Source organism: Pseudomonas sp. PI1 (assembly GCF_000812405.1).
GTDB classification, from domain to species: domain Bacteria; phylum Pseudomonadota; class Gammaproteobacteria; order Pseudomonadales; family Pseudomonadaceae; genus Pseudomonas; species Pseudomonas citronellolis.
The window spans coordinates 1-23,276 of the sequence record NZ_JWMC01000093.1 but is presented as its reverse complement, the minus strand read 5'-3'; the positions used below and the strand labels follow the sequence as shown (position 1 = coordinate 23,276).

At 61.1% G+C, this 23,276-nt stretch carries 14 protein-coding genes, 2 other RNA genes and 2 pseudogenes; 7 read left to right on the top strand and 11 right to left on the bottom strand.

From position 1 onward, the window contains the following. Positions 1 to 327 precede the first annotated feature (327 nt). Both RN02_RS27045 and ffs (RN02_RS32845) read right to left on the bottom strand, forming a co-directional pair. Positions 328 to 957 (bottom strand): response regulator, encoded by a 630-nt coding sequence (locus RN02_RS27045; RefSeq protein WP_009619421.1) that lies wholly within the window; start codon positions 955 to 957, stop codon positions 328 to 330. A gap of 325 nt (positions 958 to 1,282) precedes the next feature. Beyond that, positions 1,283 to 1,379, bottom strand: an RNA gene (gene ffs, locus RN02_RS32845) — signal recognition particle sRNA small type. A gap of 595 nt (positions 1,380 to 1,974) precedes the next feature. Here ffs (RN02_RS32845) and RN02_RS27040 point away from each other — a divergent pair. The 6 genes from RN02_RS27040 (at position 1,975) to RN02_RS32840 (ending at position 12,938) form a co-directional block, all read left to right on the top strand. After that, on the top strand, positions 1,975 to 2,556 hold the full coding sequence (locus RN02_RS27040; protein WP_043318248.1) for a recombinase family protein: 582 nt from the start codon (positions 1,975 to 1,977) through the stop codon (positions 2,554 to 2,556). Between the two features lie 150 nt (positions 2,557 to 2,706). After that, the gene (locus RN02_RS27035; RefSeq protein ID WP_043318246.1) at positions 2,707 to 5,955 is read left to right on the top strand and encodes a site-specific DNA-methyltransferase; all 3,249 of its coding nucleotides are present in this window, start codon (positions 2,707 to 2,709) and stop codon (positions 5,953 to 5,955) included. A gap of 10 nt (positions 5,956 to 5,965) precedes the next feature. Beyond that, complete coding sequence (locus tag RN02_RS27030; RefSeq protein ID WP_043318244.1) at positions 5,966 to 8,851, top strand: BPTD_3080 family restriction endonuclease; 2,886 nt, start codon at positions 5,966 to 5,968, stop codon at positions 8,849 to 8,851. Positions 8,852 to 10,322: 1,471 nt separating this feature from the next. Continuing rightward, on the top strand, positions 10,323 to 10,943 hold the full coding sequence (locus RN02_RS27025) for a hypothetical protein (protein ID WP_043318243.1): 621 nt from the start codon (positions 10,323 to 10,325) through the stop codon (positions 10,941 to 10,943). Between the two features lie 3 nt (positions 10,944 to 10,946). Then, a complete protein-coding gene (locus RN02_RS27020) occupies positions 10,947 to 11,891 on the top strand; it encodes a hypothetical protein (RefSeq protein WP_236695230.1) in 945 nt (314 codons plus the stop codon). 360 nt (positions 11,892 to 12,251) lie between these two features. Then, a complete protein-coding gene (locus RN02_RS32840; protein ID WP_082033903.1) occupies positions 12,252 to 12,938 on the top strand; it encodes a BRO-N domain-containing protein in 687 nt (228 codons plus the stop codon). 28 nt (positions 12,939 to 12,966) lie between these two features. On the opposite strand, the gene RN02_RS27010 is transcribed toward RN02_RS32840, so the two are convergent. The 3 genes and pseudogenes from RN02_RS27010 to ffs (RN02_RS32835) all read right to left on the bottom strand — a co-directional run bounded on the left by RN02_RS27010 (position 12,967) and on the right by ffs (RN02_RS32835) (position 14,619). After that, positions 12,967 to 13,950 carry a site-specific integrase gene (locus RN02_RS27010; RefSeq protein WP_236695229.1) on the bottom strand — a complete coding sequence of 328 codons (984 nt, stop codon included), beginning with the start codon at positions 13,948 to 13,950 and terminating at the stop codon, positions 12,967 to 12,969. A 360-nt stretch (positions 13,951 to 14,310) separates the two neighbouring features. Continuing rightward, positions 14,311 to 14,379, bottom strand: a pseudogene (locus RN02_RS34780) (hypothetical protein); the annotation flags it as partial. A 143-nt stretch (positions 14,380 to 14,522) separates the two neighbouring features. After that, positions 14,523 to 14,619: signal recognition particle sRNA small type (gene ffs, locus RN02_RS32835), an RNA gene on the bottom strand. A gap of 234 nt (positions 14,620 to 14,853) precedes the next feature. Here ffs (RN02_RS32835) and RN02_RS27005 point away from each other — a divergent pair. After that, the gene (locus RN02_RS27005) at positions 14,854 to 15,228 is read left to right on the top strand and encodes a hypothetical protein (protein WP_009619420.1); all 375 of its coding nucleotides are present in this window, start codon (positions 14,854 to 14,856) and stop codon (positions 15,226 to 15,228) included. A gap of 41 nt (positions 15,229 to 15,269) precedes the next feature. On the opposite strand, the gene RN02_RS27000 is transcribed toward RN02_RS27005, so the two are convergent. From RN02_RS27000 to RN02_RS33525, 6 genes and pseudogenes are all read right to left on the bottom strand, one after another. Then, positions 15,270 to 15,647, bottom strand: coding sequence for a cbb3-type cytochrome c oxidase subunit 3 (locus RN02_RS27000; protein ID WP_043266688.1), 378 nt, complete (start codon positions 15,645 to 15,647; stop codon positions 15,270 to 15,272). 12 nt (positions 15,648 to 15,659) lie between these two features. Further along, positions 15,660 to 15,938, bottom strand: coding sequence for an HU family DNA-binding protein (locus RN02_RS26995; protein ID WP_009619418.1), 279 nt, complete (start codon positions 15,936 to 15,938; stop codon positions 15,660 to 15,662). Positions 15,939 to 15,971: 33 nt separating this feature from the next. Beyond that, positions 15,972 to 18,356: an NAD-dependent DNA ligase LigA gene (ligA, locus tag RN02_RS26990; RefSeq protein ID WP_043318239.1), complete on the bottom strand. Its 2,385-nt coding sequence runs from the start codon at positions 18,354 to 18,356 to the stop codon at positions 15,972 to 15,974. 110 nt (positions 18,357 to 18,466) lie between these two features. Then, on the bottom strand, positions 18,467 to 19,363 hold the full coding sequence (zipA, locus tag RN02_RS26985; RefSeq protein WP_043266692.1) for a cell division protein ZipA: 897 nt from the start codon (positions 19,361 to 19,363) through the stop codon (positions 18,467 to 18,469). Positions 19,364 to 19,662: 299 nt separating this feature from the next. Further along, positions 19,663 to 23,151, bottom strand: a complete 3,489-nt coding sequence (smc, locus tag RN02_RS26980) for a chromosome segregation protein SMC (RefSeq protein ID WP_043318237.1) — start codon at positions 23,149 to 23,151, stop codon at positions 19,663 to 19,665. Between the two features lie 10 nt (positions 23,152 to 23,161). After that, positions 23,162 to 23,276, bottom strand: a pseudogene (locus tag RN02_RS33525) (GntR family transcriptional regulator); the annotation flags it as partial.

Below are 23,276 nucleotides of genomic sequence, written 5' to 3'. Positions count from 1 at the left end.
CGCCTGATAAGGCTATTTCTTCAATTTCGTGAACACGGGATGACTCGAAAAGGAATTGTCCCAGTGCCATGTAATATCCAGCCCGGGCCATTCAATAGCGAACTCGGAAATTCCTTTTCAGCGATGGGCAGTATTAAAAATTCATCACCGGCAATAATTAGGATTATCCTGAACCAACCCAAGCCGATAAATTCCGATATGCCATCGGAAAATTCTTAACCCATTCTGAAAATCAAACTGTCGCCACATCGCCACGGATGAAAAATGGAAATAAAAAAGCGGGCTGCATAGGCCCGCTTTTTCCGAGTGGCTGGAGGTTGTTGGCCATCAGTCGAAGAAATGCTTCTCCAGGCAGCAGGCCAGCAGTTCCTGGTCCGTGGTCACGCCGAGACGGCGCTTGGCCGATGCCTTCTGCGCGCTGATGGTCTTGTCGCTGCGCCGCAGCAGGCGCGCTATTTCACACACGCGCAAGCCCGAGACGAACAGCCGCAACACCTCGTATTCCTTGACCGAGAGCGAGGTCAGGCGGCTGTGCAGGTCGCCGCCGTCCCCCGTGCAGGGGTTGAGCACCCGGCGGCCCTTGCACAGGGCGTCCAGGGCCGACAGCAGCTGGGCCATGCCCGCATCCTTGCGCACCACGCCCTGCACCCCGAGCTCGCACAGGCGGTCCAGCACCAGGCGGTTGGACAGCATGGTGAAGACCAGGAACCTCACCTCGGGGAAGTTGCGCACCAGGTAGCCGATGAAGCGCACACCGTCCCCGTAGACTTCGTCCCCGGGCATGCTGAAGTCGATGATCGCGATATCGAAATGTTCCCGTCGCAATGCCTCGACCAACTCACCAGAAGTTCGCACCTCACATGCCACTTGATATTGCGGATGGCGCTCCAGAATCCCACGGACTCCCATCAATACGACTGCGTGATCATCCGCCAGAACGATCTTGATCTTTTTCAAGGAAACCTCACAAACGACGATAACTCGATACAACAGCAAACTTTCTCGGCTGCCTAATCTAATGGAAGCTCCTGAAAAACGGCACCTCAAAAGCGCCTATTCAATCAATATAAGAAAAATCCCACATGGCACCCAAGTACCAGTGGATGACGGAAAACAAGGCGGACCAAGGCCGACGCGCGGCTACGGGTTCGTTCAACAGGAACAGAGAGGTCGGCTATGCCGTAGGGAAAAATCAGACGAGCCCGAAGGCAAAAAGGGGGGAGGTGGAAGGCGTACACGGGGAATTGTGGCTAGGAAAAGCGCCCCCCGAAAATGGAGGTGGCCCCGCCAGCCACACCCCGGCACTCGATGTCACCGCTACGGCTGCTCCCTTCCGGGCCTGACCAGGTTAACGGGTAATCGTTGCGGGAAGGCCTGAAAGCCTCGCCATTCCTGACTTCTAGCGTTTTCTGCTCGTCGCACGACTATCAATCGGAGACCACATTCTATAGCGCTGGCATGAGCCTTTGGGAGCGCTTTGGATCACCGTTTCGGATCACTTCTGGATCCCTTTTGGATCACTTGGCCACACCCCACCGGCCATTTTTTGCAAAAAATGCGAGCCCCTATCCATCGAGCCGTCCCACTCGATTCCCCCCGGTACCCACCCCTCCTCGCCTGAATAAACAGGGCACCCCCTCCCCGATCAAACACGATGCTCAGGCTTCCCTGTCGACAGCGAGGGTGAGCCGGGGCACGACGACAACCCACGGGCCTCGATCTCACTTCCATGTGAACGAGTACCGCGCTCTGGCCAGAGGTCTCGATGGAAGGACAGATCAGCCCGCACGACCGCGAGATGGGTTCCCGTGCGTACTAAGGGGGTGGATCAGAAGGTAAACCTTCCGAGCCAGCTTGAGCCAAACGAAGCGCTGCGGCCTTCGACTGGATCAGAACTGTTGATTTCCACTGATCCATCCAATAGCATCTTGAGCCAGCTTTGTGATCCATCTAGCGCTCAAGGAGTTACAAGCCATGACCGCCACCATCGCCTACGTTCGAGTCAGCACCGAAGACCAAACCACCGAGGCCCAGCGCCACGCCATCAGCCAACGCTTCAATGTCAACGAGTGGTTCTCCGATGAGGCCACCAGCGGGGCCACGAAGGCACTTCAGAGGGAAGGCTTCAAGGCACTCCATGCCTACGCCAGGAAGGGAGACACGGTTGTCGTGGCAGCCATCGACCGCCTGGGCAGGGATACCATCGACGTACTGGAAACAGTGGAAGCACTGAAAGCCAAGGGCGTGACAGTGGTTTCGATGCGCGAAGGCTTCGACCTATCCAGCCCAGTCGGCAAGGCCATGCTCACAATGCTGGCTGCCGTAGCAGAGCTGGAGCGGGCCAACATCAAGGCACGTCAAATGGCTGGGATCGAGCGAGCTAGGGCGCAGGGGAAGAAGCTCGGCGCACCGAAGGTGATCGATGATCAGGCCGTGGCCATCTGGAGGAAAGAGAACGGAGCCAGCATTGCAGATACCGCCAAGCGTTGGGGGATCTCAACGGCTGCCGTGAAGCGGGCTTGCAGAGCATCTAAGGCTGCACATTCTTCAATGTAAGTCCTTGGTGGGACGGAATTATTTTTTCAGCTCCAGCAGCCTTGTGATAGCGGGATGCGTGATTTAGTAAGGAAATGCTGGCATTCTTGCGCCCTCGCACTGTGGGTGTAGCTGCACTCATCCAACCACCAAGGATGTGGAGTCCTTCGCATGACCGATCTGGCCCAACGCCTCAAGGCCACCTTCCTTTCGTTGCTTCCTGCAGATGGAGCCACGAAGGGCAACGGTGCTCTTCGCCGTGAGATAGAAGAGCAGCTCTCCAAGGAAGGACTGTCGATCACCGAGGAGCAATACTGGCAGGTTCACGCAGAGCTGATCGCCAGCGGTGTGGTTGCAACCGGCAAAGGTCGTGGGGGATCGGTACGTCTTGTGGATGCACAGCCGGACTCCTTCGGGCTGGCTACTCAGGTCGTCGAAGCCGAGGAACCTGCAGCAGCCACAAAGGACAAGCCGAAGGCTGCACCAACCAAGCCAACTGCTGGTCGTGCCAAGCCGGGTGAAGAGACACAAGTGCTTTCCTACCGCCACCAGGACAAGCGCAAGAACAACCCTGAAGTCGGCATGGTGACTCCGGCTACCGATCCTGATGCAGGGAAAACCAAGTGGGCCTATGACCCACACCTCGACCCTACCCTGAACTTCGATCCGCAGCGCGCCCGTATCGAGCAACTGATTGACGATGCCCTTGAGTCAGGTGACACCGAGCGGATGCGTCAGGTACTGAGGGAGCTGAAGCGTACCCAGTCCCCCTACCTGAACTGGGCGGGCAAGGCCGAGCGCACCACCTTTGAGGTGGATACCGTCAGCTTGCATGTGCATGAGCGGATCGACCCGGCGAGCATCCTGTCGGCTGTCCGCAAGGTGATGAAGAAGGAAGGCAAGGGCAAGGGAGCCGAGAAGGCATTCCAGCCGGGGCTGTTTGATGCGCCTTTCGAGAACCTGCCGCTGCGGGATGCCATCGACTTCTACCGCCATGAGCGTGGCTGGGCTAATCGGCTGATCGCGGGTGACAGTCTGCTGGTGATGAACAGTCTGTTGCAAAAGGAGAGCATGGCTGGCCGGGTACAGATGTTCTACTTCGACCCGCCCTATGGGATTAAGTACGGCTCCAACTTCCAGCCATTTGTGGGCAAGCGTGATGTAAAGGATCGCAACGATGCTGATCTCACCCAAGAGCCGGAGATGATCAAGGCGTTCCGTGATACCTGGGAACTGGGGATTCACTCGTACCTGACGTATCTGCGGGATCGCTTGCTACTAGCTCGGGAGTTACTCCATGAAAGTGGAAGTGTTTTTATTCAGATATCTGACGAAAATGTTCATCACGTGCGTGAAGTCCTAGATGAAGTTTTTGGTGTTGATTCCTTTGTTGCCCAGATCAACTTCATGAAAACAGGAGGACAGAGGGCAAATTTATTGGCCGGAGTTTGCGACTACATTATCTGGTACGCAAAGGACAAATCCAAGGTCAAGTACAACGCACTGTATCAAGAGAAAGAAGACGGGTCGGATGTTGCGGAATCGTACAGAACAATCCAACTCGAAAATGGTATGCGTCGAGCAATAACGGCTAAGGAAGCCAGAGGGGAAATTGAAATTCCTGAGGGCTCAAAGCGTCTTCAGGCAACCAGTTTGACCTCGCAAAATCCTGGCTCTCGATATGAGGTTGAAGTTTACGGCGAGGTCAAATCTCCCGGCGGAAATCAGTGGTGGAAGACAGACAAAGAAAGAATGGAAAGACTGGTAAAAGCCTCGCGAATCTCACCGACATCAGGTTCTTTACGGTTTGTAAGATATTTGGAAGATTTTCCAGCGTTCCCATACACCAATATGTGGGCGGATACTTCGGGTGGTGTTGGCGCGGATAAGGTATATGTCGTCCAGACGCATATCAAGGCTATCGAGCGATGCATGTTGATGTGCTCCGACCCTGGTGATCTCGTGCTTGATCCAACTTGCGGGTCCGGCACCTCAGCCGTCGTTGCCGAGAAGTGGGGGCGTCGTTGGATCACCTGCGATACCTCCCGTGTAGCCATCACTCTGGCCAAAAAACGCCTGATGACTGCTAGTTATGACTACTTTGAGCTGAAGTATCCGCACGAAGGCTTGAAGGGTGGCTTTATCTACAAGACAGTCCCACACGTTACCCTCAAGTCCATCGCCAACAACCCGGACATTGACAGCATCTACGAGCGGATGCATCCGGCCATCGAGAGTGCTTTAGCGGAGCTGAACAGAGCACTGCAGAACAACGTAGCGCCGGAATTCAAGGTCACTGAGGGCGGTCGCAAGGGCGAAGTCATTGTCTTCACAAGCGGCGGAGAACTTCTGGAATGGGAAGTGCCTTTCGATTGGCCTGAACAATGGCCTGAAGAGGCAATCCACGCTTTTGATGACTTCCATAAGCAGCGCATTCGTATGCAGCAGCAGATGGATGCGTCCATTGCCTCCCATGCCGACCAAGAGGTTCTCTTTGATCAACCAGCAGTGTCGAAGAACAAGCTGCGTATCACCGGCCCATTCACTGTGGAAGCTGTGCCGTTCCCCAGCGTCAAGTCTCTGGATGAAGCCTCTGGCCCCGATGAGGCCGATGCCAGCATTGCCCGCACAGGCGAATCCGGTCGTCAGCATCAGTGGTTGGCCGAGCTGCTGAAGACCGGCATTCGTGGGAAGGGTGGTCAGATCCTCAAGTTCGCCGACCTGGAACCACTGCCTTTCGACAAGGACATGCAGAGCCTCCACGCCTCTGGTCATCTCGACAGTGGTGAGCGTGTGGTTGTCAGCTTTGGCCCGGAACACGCCGCCCTAGAGCAGCGTCAGGTAGCCAATGCCCTTAACGAGGCGGGCAATCTATTCCCGCTGCCGAAAATGGTGGTGTTCTGTGCCTTCACCTTCGATCCCGAAGCAGCCAAAGACATCGACGCCATCAAGGGCATCACCGCGCTCAAGGCTCAGATGAACACCGATCTTCTCACCGAGGATCTGAAGAAAGCTCGCAGCAGCAACCAGAGTTTCTGGCTGATGGGTCAGCCGGATGTCGAGGTTCGCCAGCTCAAGGATGGTCGCTACGAAGTGGAGGTGCATGGCTTCGATTACTTCGACACTGCCAAGGGTGAACTGGCCTCTGGTGGTAAGAGCAAGATCGCCATGTGGTCGCTGGATACCGATTACGACGAGCGCAGCCTGTTCCCCCATCAGGTGTTCTTCCCGATGGCGGGTAAAGGCGAAGGCTGGGAGAAGCTGAAGAAGAACATCCGTGCCGAGCTGGACGAGTCGCGTTTGCACAAGTTCCACGGCACGGTCAGCCTACCGTTCGAGGCCGGAGATAACCGCAAGATAGCCGTGAAGATCGTCGATGATCGCGGCATCGAGTCGCTCAAAGTCATCGCGCTGAACTGAGGGGGGTACTATGAGCAAAGCCAAGTCCCTGATCATCAGTTCGCCCTTCGAGCGGCCTACGCACCACTGGCAACGCAAGAGCGACAACAAGCTGCAGCTGATGACCGGGCGTCGTCCTGCGGGCTACGAGATTTTCGACACCCGAGCTAACACGGTTCGAGCTGTTCAACTTGATCTGGTCAATCGCATCCGTGAGCGTGTCGATGCGTGGCGTGATGCTGGTTATCCCGGCGTCACCTCGGTGACCCGCAAGCTGCTTGAACACTGGTACGACCAGGAAAGCAACCGAGCCTATGCCTTCTACTTCTGCCAGTTGGAAGCCATCGAGACGCTGATCTGGCACGTTGAGGCTCCTGCCGACTTCAAGCAGGGCATTGCTATTCCAGGGGATGGTGGAGCCTGGGAGCGTCTGTGCAACAAGATGGCGACCGGCAGTGGCAAGACCACAGTGATGGCGATGATCATCACCTGGCAGGTGCTGAATGCGCTCACCTATCCGAAGCGCAACAAGGACTTCTCCCGCGCGATCTTCATCGTGGCACCGGGCCTCACCGTCAAGGAGCGTCTTCAGATCCTCCAGCCGGGTCACCCGGAGAACTACTACGATGCTTTCTCGCTGTGCCCCAACGAGGCGATGCGGCAGAAGCTGAACCAGGCTGAACTGCTGATAGAGAACTGGCACACCCTGATGCCGCTGAAGGAGCAGGATCGCTCCGTGGTCAAGAAGGGAGCCGAGAGTGATGAGGCTTACGTCAGGCGAATCCTGGGCAAACTGGCGGGCTACAAGGATCTGGTCATCATCAATGACGAGGCGCACCACGCCTACCGCAAACCTGCCGAGGTCAAGGTCAGCAAGAAGGACGCAGAGGAGCTAGGTATCGACCTTGAGGAGGCAACTCGCTGGATCGAGGGGCTGGATCGCATACATAAAATGCGCCGGGTCATCCGCTGCTTCGATCTGTCGGCAACCCCCTTCGCTCCCACGGGCAAGACCAGCACCGAGTCTGCCCTGTTCGAGTGGGTGGTATCCGACTTCGGCCTGAATGATGCCATCGAGGCTGGTCTGGTGAAGACGCCCCGAGTGGTCGTCCGTGACAACGCCTTGCCCAATGCCCAGACCTACAAGTCCAAGCTCTACCATCTTTATCGCGAACCCGACGTTGCTGAAGACCTGAACCGGCGAGGTGCCGAGCCCCACGAACCTCTGCCGCAGATTGTTCAGGAGGCCTACACCCTGCTTGGTGCCGACTGGCGAGAAGCGCTCAAGGCATGGCAGGAGAGTGGTCATGTGTCTCCCCCGGTGATGCTCACGGTGTGCAACCGCACTGAAACTGCTGCTCGCGTGGAGCACTACTTCCGTCAGGGTGATGCCTACTGGCCGGAGTTGAAGGCTCCCGAGCGCACGTTGCGAGTGGACTCGAAGGTGCTGGAGAAAGCTGAGATCGGCGAGACAGCAACCAGCAACAAGGAGTACGAGGCTGTCCTGCAGGAGATCTTGGAGGCTGCGAAGATCCCCGAGTCGAAGAAGGCAGAGCTGCGCACCCTAAAGAAAGAGCAGTTGCTGCGTGCCATCATCGATAACGTGGGCAAGCGCAACACGGCGGGCCAGGATCTGCAGAATGTCATCTCGGTGGCGATGCTCTCCGAGGGCTGGGATGCCAAGAACGTCACCCATATCATGGGATTGCGCGCCTTCACCAGCCAGTTGCTCTGCGAGCAGGTGATCGGGCGTGGTCTGCGTCGGGTCTCTTACGACACCGAGAGGGTGCTTTGCCCGGATGGAATAGAGCGCGATCTGTTCGTCCCCGAGTACGTCAACGTCTTTGGTGTCCCCCTGTCGATCTTCCAGGACACTGATGAGTCAGATCTCGGGGGGCGGCAGCCACCCAAACCCAGTACCCAGATCGAGTCCCTGAAGGAGCGCAGCGAGTTGGAGATCAGTTGGCCCAACGTATTGCGGGTCGATGTCACCGTGCAGCCGCAGTTGGTCGTGGACTGGTCACTGGTTTCTCCGCTGAAGCTGAACCCGGCAGAGATTCACATCACGGCTGATCTTGCCCCTGCTCTGGGTGGTGCGGCCGATCTGTCGAAGGCTGTATCCATTGACTTGGAGAGGCTGCCGGAGGAGTTCCGTCTGCAGCGGCTGCTGTTTGTCGCTGCCCGCAAGGCATTCGCCACTATGCAGCAGGGTTTCACCGGGAGCCGGGAAATCCTGATCCAGCAACTGATCCGACTGGTGGAGGAGTTCTTCAACTCGGCACAACTGGAGATCCCCTCGCTGTTCCACCAAGATCCGCTCCGCAAGCGCATCCTGATCGCGCTGTCCATCGACCGGATCGTGGCTCATGTGGTCACGCACGTTCAGCAGCAGAACTGCGAGCGGCTGGAACCGGTGTTCGACAGCGAGTTTCCCATCGGCTCCACCCGACTGATGCGTACTTGGTACTCGACCAAGCCATGCCTGGATACGGTCAAGTCCCAGATCAGCCATGTGGTGGCCGACAGCACTTGGGAGGCTTACACCGCCAATGTGCTTGAGAAGCGCAAGGAAGTGCAGTCCTTCGCCAAGAACGACCACCTCGGGTTCAACATCTACTACCTATGGCGGGGCAGCAAGCGGAAGTTCGTGCCGGACTTCCTCATCAAACTGGCCAACGGCAAGCAGCTGGTGCTGGAGATCAAAGGCGAGGACTCGGAGCAGAACCGAGCCAAGCGAATGGCTCTCGATGCCTGGGTGAGGGCTGTGAACTCCCGTGGCGGTTTCGGTACATGGTGCTGGGATGTGGTGAAGGGAGAGCCGGCTGGTGTCGATGATGTGATCGTTCACCACAGTCGAGATGCCGCCCATTCGGAGCCGATTGGTGAAGGTCTACTTGAGAGCCTTTTGACCGCTTGAAGGCTTGGGCGGTCGTCGTCCTCGGGCGATCCGCCACAGTTTTTCTGCAAGATCGCAGCACGTTCGACGAAGATCGATTACCACACTGTTATGGAGAGGAGAACGCGCAATCTCGCACGTTCGATCCTCAACCATGACGCTCGATCTTCGCCGCCGCAAACCGCCGGAGGGGCTGATCGAGCCAGGGAAAGGCAACAGCCCAGCGAGGCGACCGCCGAGTACCTACTGCTACTTTGAGCTTCAGGCGTACAGCCCCTCTCACTGCCCCGACCAATCGGCCAGCAGTCACGGGTGATGACGAACCTGACATAGCTGGCTAAGAGGTGATGGCACTTAGTCGAGGCTGGCTACCTGCGATGACTCGCGGGGTGTAGCGGTGGATGGCGAAGCCACTCTAAGAGTGTCTTTGAGCTGTCCTTCATCCATAGTCATTACCATCAATCCATCAATGAAGAATGAAGCAATGAGACAGCATCAAGCCTGTCTTGCGGAGGACACTGACAGATGCTCTTCAAGCTGCACCGCAAGTTGCTCTTGATGCCTCCCCAACTCTGCTGACACAGGATTGATGATCACCGATGACGATGTTGTCAGTGACCATCCCCGTCAGTGGCTGTCAGGAAGCCCAAGCCCCTCTGCCAGCCCACCTCCTGCTCATCTTCATGTACCTCCAGATGACTCCGCCCAGGAGTTTCCCCATTCGCCTCTGTCATCCATCAGCCCTGGCCTCAGCACAGTAGCGACCTAGGCAACCACTGCTGCCCAGGCTTTGGCCCATGGATGGCTTCCAGGCATCGGGGAACTCCTGGGCAAGTCACCAAGCATCAACCCTGCATCCCTTGCAGATCCCCCTCAAACCCAGCCCGTTTTGTCCAGCCGTCCGAGCCGTCCATGCTTCCCTTGTAGATGGGAGCTGGTGGCATGGATGGAAGGGACTCTGACGGCTGAACAAAAAGGATGATCTACGCCATGAGCTTGTACACCATCACCGCATCTACCCGAGTTGATCTTGTCCTTCTAGCAACCGGAGGCGGTTCGATATGCGACTGATGGAGCTGTTGTTCATAGTTGCCTTGACCATCTGGCTCTTCACGCCACTGGTCTACTTACTGCTTATTCGGTTCACCCTGGACGTGAAGCTCACAGCACGGAATAAGGCATCCCACGGAGGCCATACGCAGCAGGGTTGCAATCAATAGCGTACCCGTTCGGATCAGGCCGCACCCAAGGCGAAACCTGAGGACGCAGGATGGCTAGCAGCTCTGCCTCGGTATCTATCCCGATCTGTTATGACAGTGCAGCCTTCCCCGGAGGTTGGGCTTTTCTCAACGCTGAGACTGAAATCTGCCTCTAGCCCAGTAAATCTGGGGCCAGCAACTGCCCTTTCATGTAAGGAAAGGAGCTTCTCGCGCCTTCCTGCAACCCCCTGATTCATCCATTACCACCACAGACCACTAAGGAGTATGCCGCCATGCTTCTCTCGTTTATCCATTCACCCTCAGAACAAGTTGACCTGCCTTTGTGTGTTCCTGTGCGGACACGCGACGGACTCTTTGCCATCAACCCTGAAACAGGGTGTGTCATTGATCAGCAGGTAACTACATCTGCGCTCTCGAAGCGTCACGTCGAGGCCCAAGTTGGGATCGATACTCGCTACCCAGCCGAAGCAAGAAACCCTCAAGAGCTGTACCAGGCTTTATCCGTTCATGACCCGCATCTCGCGGATCTCAACGTCGAGTACGACCGGCTTCTCGGGCTGCTCGATGTCGGACACTCTGTCCTAGCGGTCAAGGTCTTCCGGTTCATCTGCGAGCGGCTCGACGGCTGGAACTACTGGTTCGGTCGAGTCGCTGACCTGCTGACAGCGTTAGATGGCTACGGTCGAGCAAGCGTTTATCGGGCCTGGTCTTCGCTTCAGCCGATGCTGCTCAGAGTTGAGCCCATCCGCAACCTCAGAACGCTTCGGGTGCGGGTCAATCCTTGGTATGCATGGCGAGGTGCTCGATACATCCAGAGCCCGGCAATCAGTAGCTGGTATGCGGCAGCCGCTGTGCAGTTGTCGTCGATTGAGCAAGACGTGAGGGAGGGCTGATCGATGACGCACGGACAAATGAAACAGGGGGATTCGACCGGCAAAATCAAGCAGCGCATCTCCGACGACGTGCGACAGCGGGTACTCGACCTGCGCCGAAGCCACTCCCTGCGAGAAGTAGCCGCAATGACCGGGCTGCCGCTCGGAACAGTGAAGACCCTGGTTTCACGATCAGGGAAATTCCGCGACAACGCTAAGCACCGAGAGCTATTCAGCTTGCCGCCGATCAAAGAAAGTGAGGAAACGCTGCCGAGTGTGCCGGAGTTGCCGCCTCAGGAGAACATTACCGGCGACAAAGAGGTGGATGCAGTCCTGTGGTTGCGACAGGTGATTGCTACAGGTGAAGCTGCGCAGATCAGCAGAGCGCTGGAAGCCGCGAAGCAGATCAAGACTCCCCTGAAGGAGCTGGAGGTTCGGTACGGGAAGTACCTCATGGAGGCGAGTGGTGGGAATGTGCTGGCCGGACTTGGCTCTGTTGGCTTTGCCGATCTTGAGGAGCTTGCTACCCGCTCAGTTGAGCGCAAGCGTCTCCGGGTTGAAGCGTTTGCCCGTTTTGGTGAGGCGCTGATGGAGGATACTCCGGCAGAGGCTTTCTGTATCGAGGCGCTGGCAGGTTTGGAGCTTACTGGTAGCTTGCTTGAATATGACACGGGCGAAGTTGCCGAGAGGTTCAAGGCTCGTTTCAAGCTGATGCCGCAGACGCTGGCGGACTGTCTGTATGAACTGGATTATTGGAGTCGCCTCTATAGCCTACGGCGAGCGGCTGATCAGGATTTCTATGATGGTCTACCAGAGGTAGAAGCAAGATCGAGTTTTGTATTCGCACTAATGGCAGAGATTCGCCCCCGAGATCGAGCTGAAGCGAAGGCAGTCTTGAGCTATCTGATAGAGAACAATTGCAAGGATTGGGCGGACACCGATGCCATCCTTGAAAACCTGATCGGATAGCATCTCACTGCACTTCGCCCAGCACCCGCAACCCCCAGTTTCACTCTCCCTTTCCCCTGCAGTTTCGCCACTGCACTTCAACTACTACCAGCCCGTTTAGTCCTGCCGCTTGTGTCCGTCTGCGCTGCCCTATGTGGTGGGCGCTGGTGGGCGTAGGCGGTGGCGACCACAGGCGGCAGAACTAAGAGGAACACCACATGAACCCTCAATTCGCATCAACTTGTCCAAACAGAAAAATTTGGTTGATCCCACCTTACCAGGGCGTAACTCGAGCACCTTCCAGAAAAGCACACTTCCCCCTACCAGCGAACACCCATAGCCCGCCTCTGAGCGGGCTTCGTCTTTTCTGGAGGACAGAACATGAGCAAGCACGAACTGACCAACTTCTTCTTTCATAACGGTAGCGCCGAGGCTAAGGCCATCCGCGTGGTCACGTTAAACGGTGAGCCCTGGTTCCACGCAACCGACGTATGCAATGCGTTGGAGATCAAGCACACACCAACCGCAGTTTCGCGGATCGCAGCGGAACGTAAATGTTGTTTGAACCTACATTTGCCCGGTCGCGCTCCCACTTTCGTTAGTGAGGCCGGTCTCTATGACCTGATCCTGCAGTCCCGCAAGCCCGAGGCCCGCGAGTTCAAGGACTGGATCACCGGCACCGTTCTCCCGGCCATCCGCAAGGACGGCGCCTACATCATGGGCGAGGAGAAGGTAGCGACCGGCGAGATGGACGAGGACGCCTTCGTCTTGAAGGCCATCGAGATTCGCCAGCGGAAGATCGACCGACTCAAAGCAGAGAACGATGCAATGAGCCAGGAGCTGAACGTCCTGACCGTCGACGAGTCCCGTGCTCTGACCCATCGCTACTTCACGCACAGCCAGAAGGTGAAGCTGGGTCAGGCGGCCGCCCGCATCCTCCGCGCCCAAGGCCAGGAGCCTCAACGCCAGGAGCGCACAGTCCGCTTCCACGGTGAGGAGCGCATTGTCCGGGTGAACCTCTACCCGCGAGCCGCTCTTGAACAAGCAGAGCGTGAACTGGCGGCATGAAGAGGAAATCCGCATCCATGGAACCGCATCACTTCATCCACTCAACAGCATTAAAGTCCACTGCCTCAATCACCGGAGCCAGCACCTCCGGCCTGAAGTCCTTACCGTAGCGACTGAAGGTAATGCCACCCGTCTGGTGCCCCAGCAGCCCACCTACCAGCGCCTCACTGAGACCCTTCTGCTTCAGGTGATCGGCGATGGTGTGACGGAAGCTGTGGAAGTCCTTCTGCCCTTCCCCATCCTTGAAGCCCAACTGCTCACGGACACGGGTGAACCACTTCGATGGAGCAGCCCCGTAGCCATGCTTCTTGTGGCAGGTCAGCTCAGGGAAGACCCGCTGATGCCCTGCTGCCCGCTGCTTCTGGACGAACTCGATGAAGCCCAGCTCCTTCAGCTTGGAATGGATCGGTACCAGCCGCTCGGAAGATGCAGTCTTGAGCTTCTGATCGGGTCGTGATGCTCGAATGTGGAGGCAGTCCACACCGTTGATGGTCACCACATCGTCGAGGTAGAGCTGACACAGCTCATTGAGCCTCGCTCCGGTGTACAGCCCCAGCAGCGGTAGCCAGTACTGATTCGGCTTCTTGGTGCTGGCCGAGGCGTACACCTCCTTCGAGAACAACCGGCGCAGATCCTTCTCGGTGAAGACACTGCGCTCCTCGCTGACCTTGCCCCGCTGCTTCACCCTCAGCCCATCGAAGGGATTGCGCTCGCAGTAGCCCTCACGGATGGCGTAGGTGAAGAAGGTGGTCAGGTTCTTCACATAGTTGTTGAACGTAGTGAGGCTGATCGTGCTGGTTGCCGTCTTGATGATCTCCTCCAAGGACTGGCCTTCGGGGAGCTGATTGAGACGCGGGGGCAGCTTGAGGGCTGTCTCGCGGAACTTCCTGGCATCCTGGCGGGTGATCAGGTCAATGGGCATGTCACCGATGATCCGCACCAGTAGGGATGCAACGGATCGCTTGTCGTCGATGGTCTTGGTCGAGACGCCTTCATGCTCCTGCTGCCCCAAGCACTCCTCGACCACCTTGGAGAAGCGAGGAGACCTACTGGGCGAATCTGGTACTAACCCCATGCCGTGACCTGAAGAAGCTCTTGTAGAGGCTCTGCGGAGCTTCTGAGAGCCTTCCGCCGCTCTACCTTGCCCCACATCGCCATTCGCTCCGGGCTGTCCCTGTGGGGGCACTCCAGCAGCCGCCATCTCGACCAACTGCTGCTGGCGGAGCCATGAGGCCCAACTGGCGACTCGCTTGCCTCCAGCCTCCCAGGCACCACGCAAGGCATCAAGGCAAGGACGAACACCCTGGAAGGCTTGGGTGTAGAGGCGCTGAACCTGCAGGAGCAACTCACGGCCACGGATCAAGGCTTCGCGCTTGCAGCGGGTCTGCAGGGAGCGACGAATCTCGGCACAGGGGAACAACGGACGAAGGACTTCTGGCACCACGATCCTGAAATAGAAGATCGAGTGTCGGGACAACCAGAGGTAGGAAGGTACGGAAGACACGGTGGATCACCCCTTGGATCACTTGCGTGCTAGGGAGCGAAAAACCGTTAGAAATCAATTACTTAAAGAAATGGAGGCGGCCCCACCAGCCACACCCCGGCACACGATGTCACCGCTGCGGCTGCTCCCTTCCGGGCCTGACCGGGTTCACGGCTGATCGTTGCGGGGGGACCGACAGGGCCACCATAACGAAGCCCGCCTAGGTGGCGGGCGGCGACATTGTACCGAGCCCAGCGCAAGTTACAAGCACTTCAAGCACTTACCGGTGAATTCCGCGATGGCATACACATAAATAGCATTTTGATATCACTTTGCTCCGCGACATGATGGCACACTGCCATGGCACTGGTGAGGTGGAGGGGAAGGACTCCCCCTCGGCGCTTCAGCCCTCAACGCTTTGGGAGAATTCCGATGATCAAGTCTGCTTTCGCTGTTCTGGCCCTGGGCCTGTCTCTCTCTTCCACTGCCTTCGCCAATGGCGGCACCATCAGCTTCAGCGGGCACGTCTACTCGCCGCCGTGCAAGATCATCGACTTCACCAGCCAGGCCAGCACGCAACAGGCACGCCTGGACCTGGCCGGCTGCGGCGAGACCTCGCGCCTGTCGTTCAGCGAACCGTCCGGGCAGGAAGCGGCCCGCCAACTGGCGGTGACCGACCTGGACGGCCGCAAGGTCGACCTCGGCGCCGAGAACGAGGCGCAGGACGGCGGCATGAACCTGGTGCTGCGCAACCTGGACGGCCGCAGCAGCGGGCGGCCGCTGATGCTGAACATCACCTACCTCTGAGTTTCCCCTCCCCCACTCGCCCGGCGGCGTGGGGGATAGCCTCATTCGGCGCGGATCATGCCGCCGGGAATCGGCTGGGTGGAGACCTCCAGGTTCGGCCCCAGGTAGAGGTCGCTCTTCTCGAAGCCGGGCCGGCTGCTGAAGCTGGCGTACTTCTCCTGCCCGCGGTGGAAGGTGAAGGCCACGCGGTAGTCGCTGCCGCGCAGCAGGCGCAGCGGGAAGTTCAGCACGGCGCCCGGCTGGATTTCCCCGGAGAGGGTTTCCTCGCCGTTCTCCTTGAAGCTGTAGCTCGCCGGCGCGCTGGCGTTGGCGTCGTAGTGCAGCTGGATCTGCGGACGCTCGGTCCAGGCCACGTAGAGGGCGAACAGCAGGACCAGGGCGATCAGCCCCGCGAGCCGCTGCTTTCTAGCCTTGTCCATCGCCGCCTCCGGTCAGTTGAGGCTATCGGCCAGGGCCTTGGCCGGGACGAAGCGCACCACCTTCTTCGCCGCGATCTCGATACTCTTGCCGGTCTGCGGGTTGCGCCCGGTGCGTGCGGCGCGCTCGCTGACCTTGAGCTTGCCGATGCCCGGCAGGGTCAGCTCGCCGTCGTTCTCCAGGCTGTCCTGGACGATCTGCGCCAACTGCTCGAACACGCCACGCACCGAGGCCTGGGTCAGGTCGAGGGACTCGGCGATGTCGCGTACCAGTTGTTCCTTGGTCATTGCCATGTGTTGCTTCTCCGAATGGTCTTGGGAATGGGTTCAGGCGTTCAGGCCGTGGTCGGCCAGCAGCTTCAGCAGCCCTTCTTCGTCCATGACGTCGACGCCGAGTTCCTGGGCCTTGGCCAGCTTGGAGCCGGCGCCGGGGCCGGCCACCACGCAATGGGTCTTGGCTGACACGGAGCCTGCGACCTTGGCGCCCAGGCTTTCCAGCTTCTCCTTGGCGACGTCGCGGCTCATGGTCTCCAGGGTGCCGGTGAGCACCCAGGTCTGCCCGGCCAGCGGCAGGCCCTCGGCCTGCTTCTTCTCGCTCGCCCAGTGCATGCCGAACTCGCGCAGTTGCTCCTCGATCTCACGGGTGCGCTTGGCATTGCCGGCGTCGTCGAAGAACTCGCGCAGGCTCTTGGCCGCACGTTCGGGCAGGCGCTCGACCTGGCGCAGGTCGAGCCAGTCGGCGTGGATGATGCCTTCCAGCGAACCGAAGCGGCTGGCCAGCTTTTCCGCGCCGGTGGCGGCGATGAAGGGGATGTTGAGCTTGTCGATGAAGCCGGCCAGGGTGGCGCAGGCGGCGAACTCGGCAGCCACCTCGCCCTCCTCCTGCAACTGCACGCCGTGCTCGGCGTCGAGCAGTTCGGCGATCACCTTGCGGTTGTGCTCGTCGGCGAAGAAGTTGTGGATCTCGTAGGCCACCTCGGCGCCGACGTCCGGCAGGTAGGTCAGCACTTCCGGCAGGGCCTTCTGGATGCGCGCCAGCGAACCCAGGGCGCGGGCCAGCAGCTTGGCGGTCTCCTCGCCGACGTCGGGGATGCCCAGGGCGTAGACGAAGCGCGCCAGGCTCGGCCGGCGGCTGTCGGCGATGGATTTGAGCAGCTTGTTGCTGGACACCTCGGCGAAGCCTTCCAGCTCGATCACCTGCTCGTAGGTCAGGCGGTAGAGGTCGGCCGGCGACTTGACCAGGCTCTTGTCCACCAGTTGCTCGACGATCTTGTCGCCTAGGCCGTCGATGTCCATGGCCCGGCGCGAGACGAAGTGGATGATCGACTGCTTGAGCTGCGCCTGGCAGAACAGGCGGCCGACGCAGCGGTAGATGGCGCCTTCGCTGACCGACTCGCGGCCCTTGGCGCGCTTGACCAGTTGCGTGCGCTCGACCTGCGAGCCGCACACCGGGCAGGTCTCGGGAATGTGCACCGGGCGCGCGTCGGCCGGGCGGCGTTCGACGACCACCTGCATCACCTGCGGGATCACGTCGCCGGCGCGGCGGATGATCACGGTGTCGCCGATCATCAGGCCCAGGCGCGCCACTTCGTCCATGTTGTGCAGGGTGGCGTTGGATACGGTGACGCCGGCCACCTGCACCGGCTTCAGGCGCGCCACCGGGGTCACGGCGCCGGTGCGGCCGACCTGGAATTCCACGTCGAGCAGTTCGGTGAGTTCCTCGCGGGCCGGGAACTTGTGGGCGATGGCCCAGCGCGGCTCGCGGGCGCGGAAGCCCAGTTCGCGCTGGAAGTCGATGCGGTTGACCTTGAACACCACGCCGTCGATCTCGTAGGCCAGGCTGTCGCGGCGCTCGCCGATGTCGGCGTAGTAGTCCTGGCAGCCCTTCACCCCGCGGGCCAGCTTCAGCTCGCGGCTGACCGGGATGCCCCAGGCCTTGAAGGCTTCGAGGATGCCGATCTGGGTGTCCGGCAGGCTGCCGCCCTCGACGCGGCCGAAGCCGTAGGCGCACAACTCCAGCGGGCGGCTGGCGGTGATCTTCGGGTCGAGCTGGCGCAGGCTGCCGGCCGCGGCGTTGCGCGGGTTGGCGAAGGTCTTGGCGCCGGCCTCCATCTGCCGGGCGTTGAGCGCCTCGAAGCCGGCCTTGGACATGAATACCTCGCCGCGCACTTCCAGCACCGCCGGCCAGCCCTCGCCGTGCAGGCGCAGGGGGATGTTGCGCACGGTGCGCACGTTGGCGCTGATGTCCTCGCCGGTGGTGCCGTCGCCGCGGGTGGCGCCGCGGGTCAGCCGGCCGTTCTCGTACAGCAGGCTGACCGCCAGGCCGTCGAGCTTGGGCTCGCAGCTGTAGTCCACCTCGGCGCCGCCGCCGAGCAGGTCGCCGCCCGGCAGCAGGTCGGCCAGGCCTTCGCGCACGCGGCGATCGAAGTCCAGCAGGTCCTGTTCCTCGAAGGCGTTGCCCAGGCTGAGCATGGGGATTTCGTGGCGGATTTCGCCGAAGGCCGAGGCGGCGGCCCCGCCCACGCGCTGGGTCGGCGATTCGGGGGTGACCAGGTCGGGGTGCTCGGCCTCCAGTTCCTTGAGTTCGCGGAACAGGCGGTCGTACTCGGCGTCCGGCACGCTGGGCTCGTCGAGCACGTAGTAGCGGTAGTTGTGCGCGTCCAGCTCGCTGCGGAGCTGGGCGATGCGTTGGGCGGCGGTCTGGGTGGTCATAGAAGAAGCCATAAGCGAAAGGCTGGAAGCTGGAAGCTAGAAGCTGAAAGCCAAAAAGCAAAGCCGGAAGGACAGGGGTCGCTTCCGGCTTCGGGCTTTAGGCTTCCAGCTTATCTTTTCTGCGTCAGCGCGCGGCGTTCGAACTCGATGATGCGCTGGCGGTAGTGCTCGATGGTCTGCGCGGTCATCACGCTGCGCTGCTCGTCCTTCAGCTCGCCGTTGAGCTCGTGGGCCAGCTTGCGGGCGGCGGCGACCATCACGTCGAAGGCCTGCTTCGGATGGCGCGGGCCCGGCAGGCCGAGGAAGAAGCTCACCGCGCGGGTGCTGAACTGGTCGATGTTGTCCAGGTCGAAGGTGCCCGGCTTGACCGCGTTGGCCATGGAGAACAGCACTTCGCCGTTGCCGGCCATGCTCTCGTGGCGGTGGAAGATGTCCATGTCGCCGAAGCGCAGGCCGCTCTCGAGGATGTTCTGCAGCAGGGCCGGGCCCTTGAAGCCACCCTCGTCGCGGCAGATCACGTTGATGATCAGCACTTCTTCCACCGGAGCCGGAGCGGGAGCGGCGGCGGGCGCCGGGCGCTCCTTGTCCTTTTCCTTGTCCTTCCTGCGTTCCTTGCCGCGGGATTTTTCCTTGGGCGCCTCGGCCAGGGGGTCGGGGAAGTCTTCCTCGTCCAGCGGGCCGAGCAGGTTCGGCGCCGGGTCGTCCAGGGCCAGGTCGCCCTGGCGCGGCTCGCCACGGCGCTTGCCGCGGGCCGGGTCCTTGGCGCTGACCTTGGGCAGGTCGTGCTCGTCCAGCGAAGGTTCGTGGTGCTCGACCACCCGCGAGGGGCCCAGCACCTCGGCGCTGCCGCCGTCGTCATCGTCGTCCAGTTGGTTGGCGAAGTGGCGGTCCAGCTTGAACTTCAGCTTGCCCTTTCCGCCCCGCATGCGCCGCCAGCCATCGAACAGAATGCCGGCGATCACGATAAGCCCAATGACGATCAGCCATTCGCGCAGACCGATATCCATCTAATCCCAGTGCCCCTGATAAAAATGATGATGAAAAAGGGATGTCCTATCCCGGTAAAACGCGAACCTCGAGTTGTATGTTCGCGCGTAACAAAGTGGGCATTAAGCTAGCATGCCCGACACAACTTTTACACCGTCTGCGGCTGTTGTCCGCAGCAATAATCGCAACTTTTCCCAGGCCCGCCCAAGATCAGGCTTACCCCAATCGAATCAAGGGGTTAGGCATATCCCCCAGTACAGCACAAGTCAGCGCCCGGCGCTGGCGAATACTGTACGAAATTTGTCCAGGAGGCACTTCGTCAGGCTTCCGCCAGTGCCACGGCTTCTTCCACGTCGACCGCCACCAGGCGCGAACATCCCGGTTCGTGCATGGTCACGCCCATCAACTGGTCGGCCATTTCCATGGCGATCTTGTTGTGGGTGATATAGATGAACTGCACTTTCTCGGACATTTCCTTGACCAGGCGGGCATAACGCCCGACGTTGGCGTCGTCCAGCGGCGCATCGACCTCGTCGAGCATGCAGAACGGCGCCGGGTTGAGCTGGAAGATGGCGAACACCAGGGCCAGCGCGGTCAGCGCCTTCTCGCCGCCGGACAGCAAATGGATGGTGCTGTTCTTCTTGCCCGGCGGGCGCGCCATGATCGCCACCCCTGTATCGAGTAGATCTTCGCCGGTAAGTTCCAGGTAGGCGTGACCGCCGCCGAACACCTTGGGGAACAATGCCTGAAGGCCAGCATTGATCTGGTCGAAGGTTTCCTTGAAGCGGTTGCGGGTTTCCTTGTCGATCTTGCGGATGACGTTTTCCAGGGTGTCCAGGGCTTCCACCAGGTCGTCGTTCTGCTCGTCCAGGTAGCGCTTGCGCTGGGATTGCTGCTGGTATTCGTCGATGGCCGCGAGGTTGATCGCGCCCAGGCGCTGGATGCGCCCGGCCAGTTCCTCCAGGCGGGTTTCCCAGACCTTCTCGGCGGCGTCGTGGGGCAAGGTGCCGAGCACCGTGTGCAGGTCGTAGCCGTCTTCGCCGAGCTGCTCCTGCAGCGCCTTGCGACGAACGGTCAGGGCCTGCCATTCCATGCGCTGCTGCTCCAGCTGGCCGCGCAGCAGCTGCGACTGCTGCTCGGCCTGGGTGCGGCGCTTCTCGGCGTCGCGCAGCTGGCGGTCGGCGTCTTCCAGGGTCAGGCGCGCGGTCTTGAGTTCCTCTTCCACGCCCATGCGCCGCTCCAGCAGCTCTTCCAGGCGCATGCGCAGTTCTTCCAGGGGCGCGGCGCCCTCCTCCAGGTTGAGGCTGAGCTGCTCGCAGCGCTCGACCAGGCGCACGGCCTGCACGTCGAGGCGCTCTAGGGCCTGGCGGGTGGATTCGTGCTGGGCCTTGAGCGAGCCGACGCGCACCGCCAACTGGTGGGCGTGGTCCTTGTGCTGGCGGGCTTCCTGGCGGATGCGGTCGAGGCGTTCGCGCAGTTCGTCGCGCTCGGCCAGCAGCGCCTCGCGGCGGCCGGTGTCCTCGGCCATGGCGTCCAGCGCCACCTGCAGGTGCAGGCGTGCCTCGCCCAGCTGTTCCTGCTCCAGGGCGCGCTGTTCGGCCAGTTCGGCCAGTTCCTCGTCGAGGCGGCGGCGGCGCAGAGTCAGCTGTTCGACCTTGGCCTGCTGGGCCGAGAGCGCGGCCTTCAGCTCGCCGTGGCGGCGGCCTTCCTCCTGGATGCGCCGGCGCAGTTGCTCGCGGCCGTCCTCGGCCTGGCGCTGGGCCTGGCGCTGGGCTTCCAGCTGTTCTTCCAGGGCGGCCAGGCGTTCTTCCAGTTCTTCGCGTTCGGCGTACAGCCGCTCCAGCTCCTGGCCGCGGGCCAGCACGCCGGATTCGGCGGAGTCGCCGCGGCGCACGCGCAGGAAGTGCTTGCCGACCCAGTAGCCGTCGCGGCTGACCAGGCTCTGCCCGGCGCCCAGCGAGGCGCGCAGTTCCAGGGCCTGCTCCAGGCTTTCCACCGGGCGCACCCCGGCCAGCCAGGGCGACAGGTCGTGGTCGGCGCTGACCTTGTCCAGCAGGCTGCCGGCGGCACTGGCGGCGCCGCGCGGCAGGTCGAGCAGGCGCAGCTCGCCCTTCTCCAGGCCGGCATAGGGCAGCCCGGCGAAATCCTCCAGCAGCACGGCGTGCAGGTCGGCGCCGAGCACGGTTTCCACCGCCAGCTCCCAGCCCGGCTCCACGCGCAGGCCCTCGGCCAGGCGCGGACGCTGCTCCAGGCCCTGCTCGCGCAGCCAGTCGGCGGCGCCGGCGCCCGGGTCCAGGGCGGCCTGCTGCAGGGCCTCCAGGGAGGCGATGCGGCCGTTCAGGCGCTGCAGTTCGCCCTGGGCCTGGTGCTGGGCGGCGTTGCCGTCCTGCAGGCCCTGGCGCACCTGTTCCAGGCGCTCGACCAGTTCCAGTTCCTCGGCCTGCAGCTCTTCCAGCTGCAGCTCGACAGCGGCCAGCTGTTCGCTCAATTCGAGGATGGCCGCGCCTTCCGGGTCGGCGGCCAGCTGCGCGCGTTCCTCGCTCAGGCGGCGTTCGCGCTCGCCCTGGCGTTCCAGGCTGTGCTCCAGGTGCTGGATGCTCGACTGCTGCACCTCGGCCTCGCGGCGCGGCTCGGCGCTGCGCTGGTTGAAGGCGTCCCAGCGCTGCTGCCAGTCGTGCATGCCGGCCTCGGACGCTTCCAGCAGGGCGCTGGCTTCCTCGGCGGCGGCGGCGCTGGTTTCCTGTTCGGGCGCGAGCATTTCCAGCTCCTCGGCCAGGGTCGCCAGCAGGGTGCGGTCGTGGCCCAGGTGCGATTCGGTTTCCTGGCGGGTGCGCTCGGCCTCGCGCAGGTCGTCCTGCAACTGGCGCATGCGCTGCTGGCCGTGCTGGATGCTCTGCTCGACGCGGGCGATGTCGCCGCCCACCGAGTAGAAGCGGCCCTGGACCTGGTTGAAGCGTTCGGACAGTTCGTGGTGGCCATCACGCAGGCGCTCGATGCTGGCGTCGGCGCTGCGCTGCTCGGCCACCAGGGCCTCGAAGGCCACTTCCTGGTCGCCGATCACCCGCTCCTTCTGCCCCACCTGCTCGTTCAGCTCGCGCCACTTCAGGGCGCCGAGCTGGGCCTTGAGCTGGCGCTCCTCGGCCTTGTATTCCTGGTACTTCTCCGCCGACTGGGCCTGACGGTGCAGGCGTTCGAGCTGGCGCTCCAGCTCCTCGCGCAGGTCGGACAGGCGCGCCAGGTTCTCCTGGGTGCGGCGGATGCGGTTCTCGGTCTCGCGGCGGCGCTCCTTGTACTTGGAGATGCCGGCGGCTTCCTCGATGAAGTTGCGCAGATCCTCCGGCTTGGCCTCGATCAGCTTGGAGATCATGCCCTGCTCGATGATCGAGTAGCTGCGCGGGCCCAGGCCGGTGCCGAGGAAGATGTCGGTGATGTCGCGGCGCCGGCACTTGGTGCCGTTGAGGAAGTAGGTGTTCTGGCCGTCGCGGGTGACGCGGCGGCGGATGGAAATCTCGGCGTAGGCCGCGTATTCGCCCACCAGGGTGCCGTCGCTGTTGTCGAAGATCAGCTCGATGGACGCCTGGGTCACCGGCTTGCGCGTGTTCGAGCCGTTGAAGATGACGTCGGTCATCGACTCGCCGCGGAGGTTCTTCGCCGAGCTTTCGCCCATCACCCAGCGCACGGCGTCGATGATGTTGGACTTGCCGCAGCCGTTGGGGCCGACCACGGCCGCCATGTTGCTCGGGAAGCTGACGGTGGTGGGGTCGACGAAGGACTTGAAGCCCGCCAGCTTGATGCATTTGAGGCGCATGCCGCTCTCCTCAGCGTTCGGCCAGGGCAGCCAGCACCAGCTGGCTGTTGTGGCGGCCGTAGTCCAGAAGCACCTCGCGGATGACCGCCTCGTCGCGGTCGATCACCGCCTGCAACAGGCGGGCG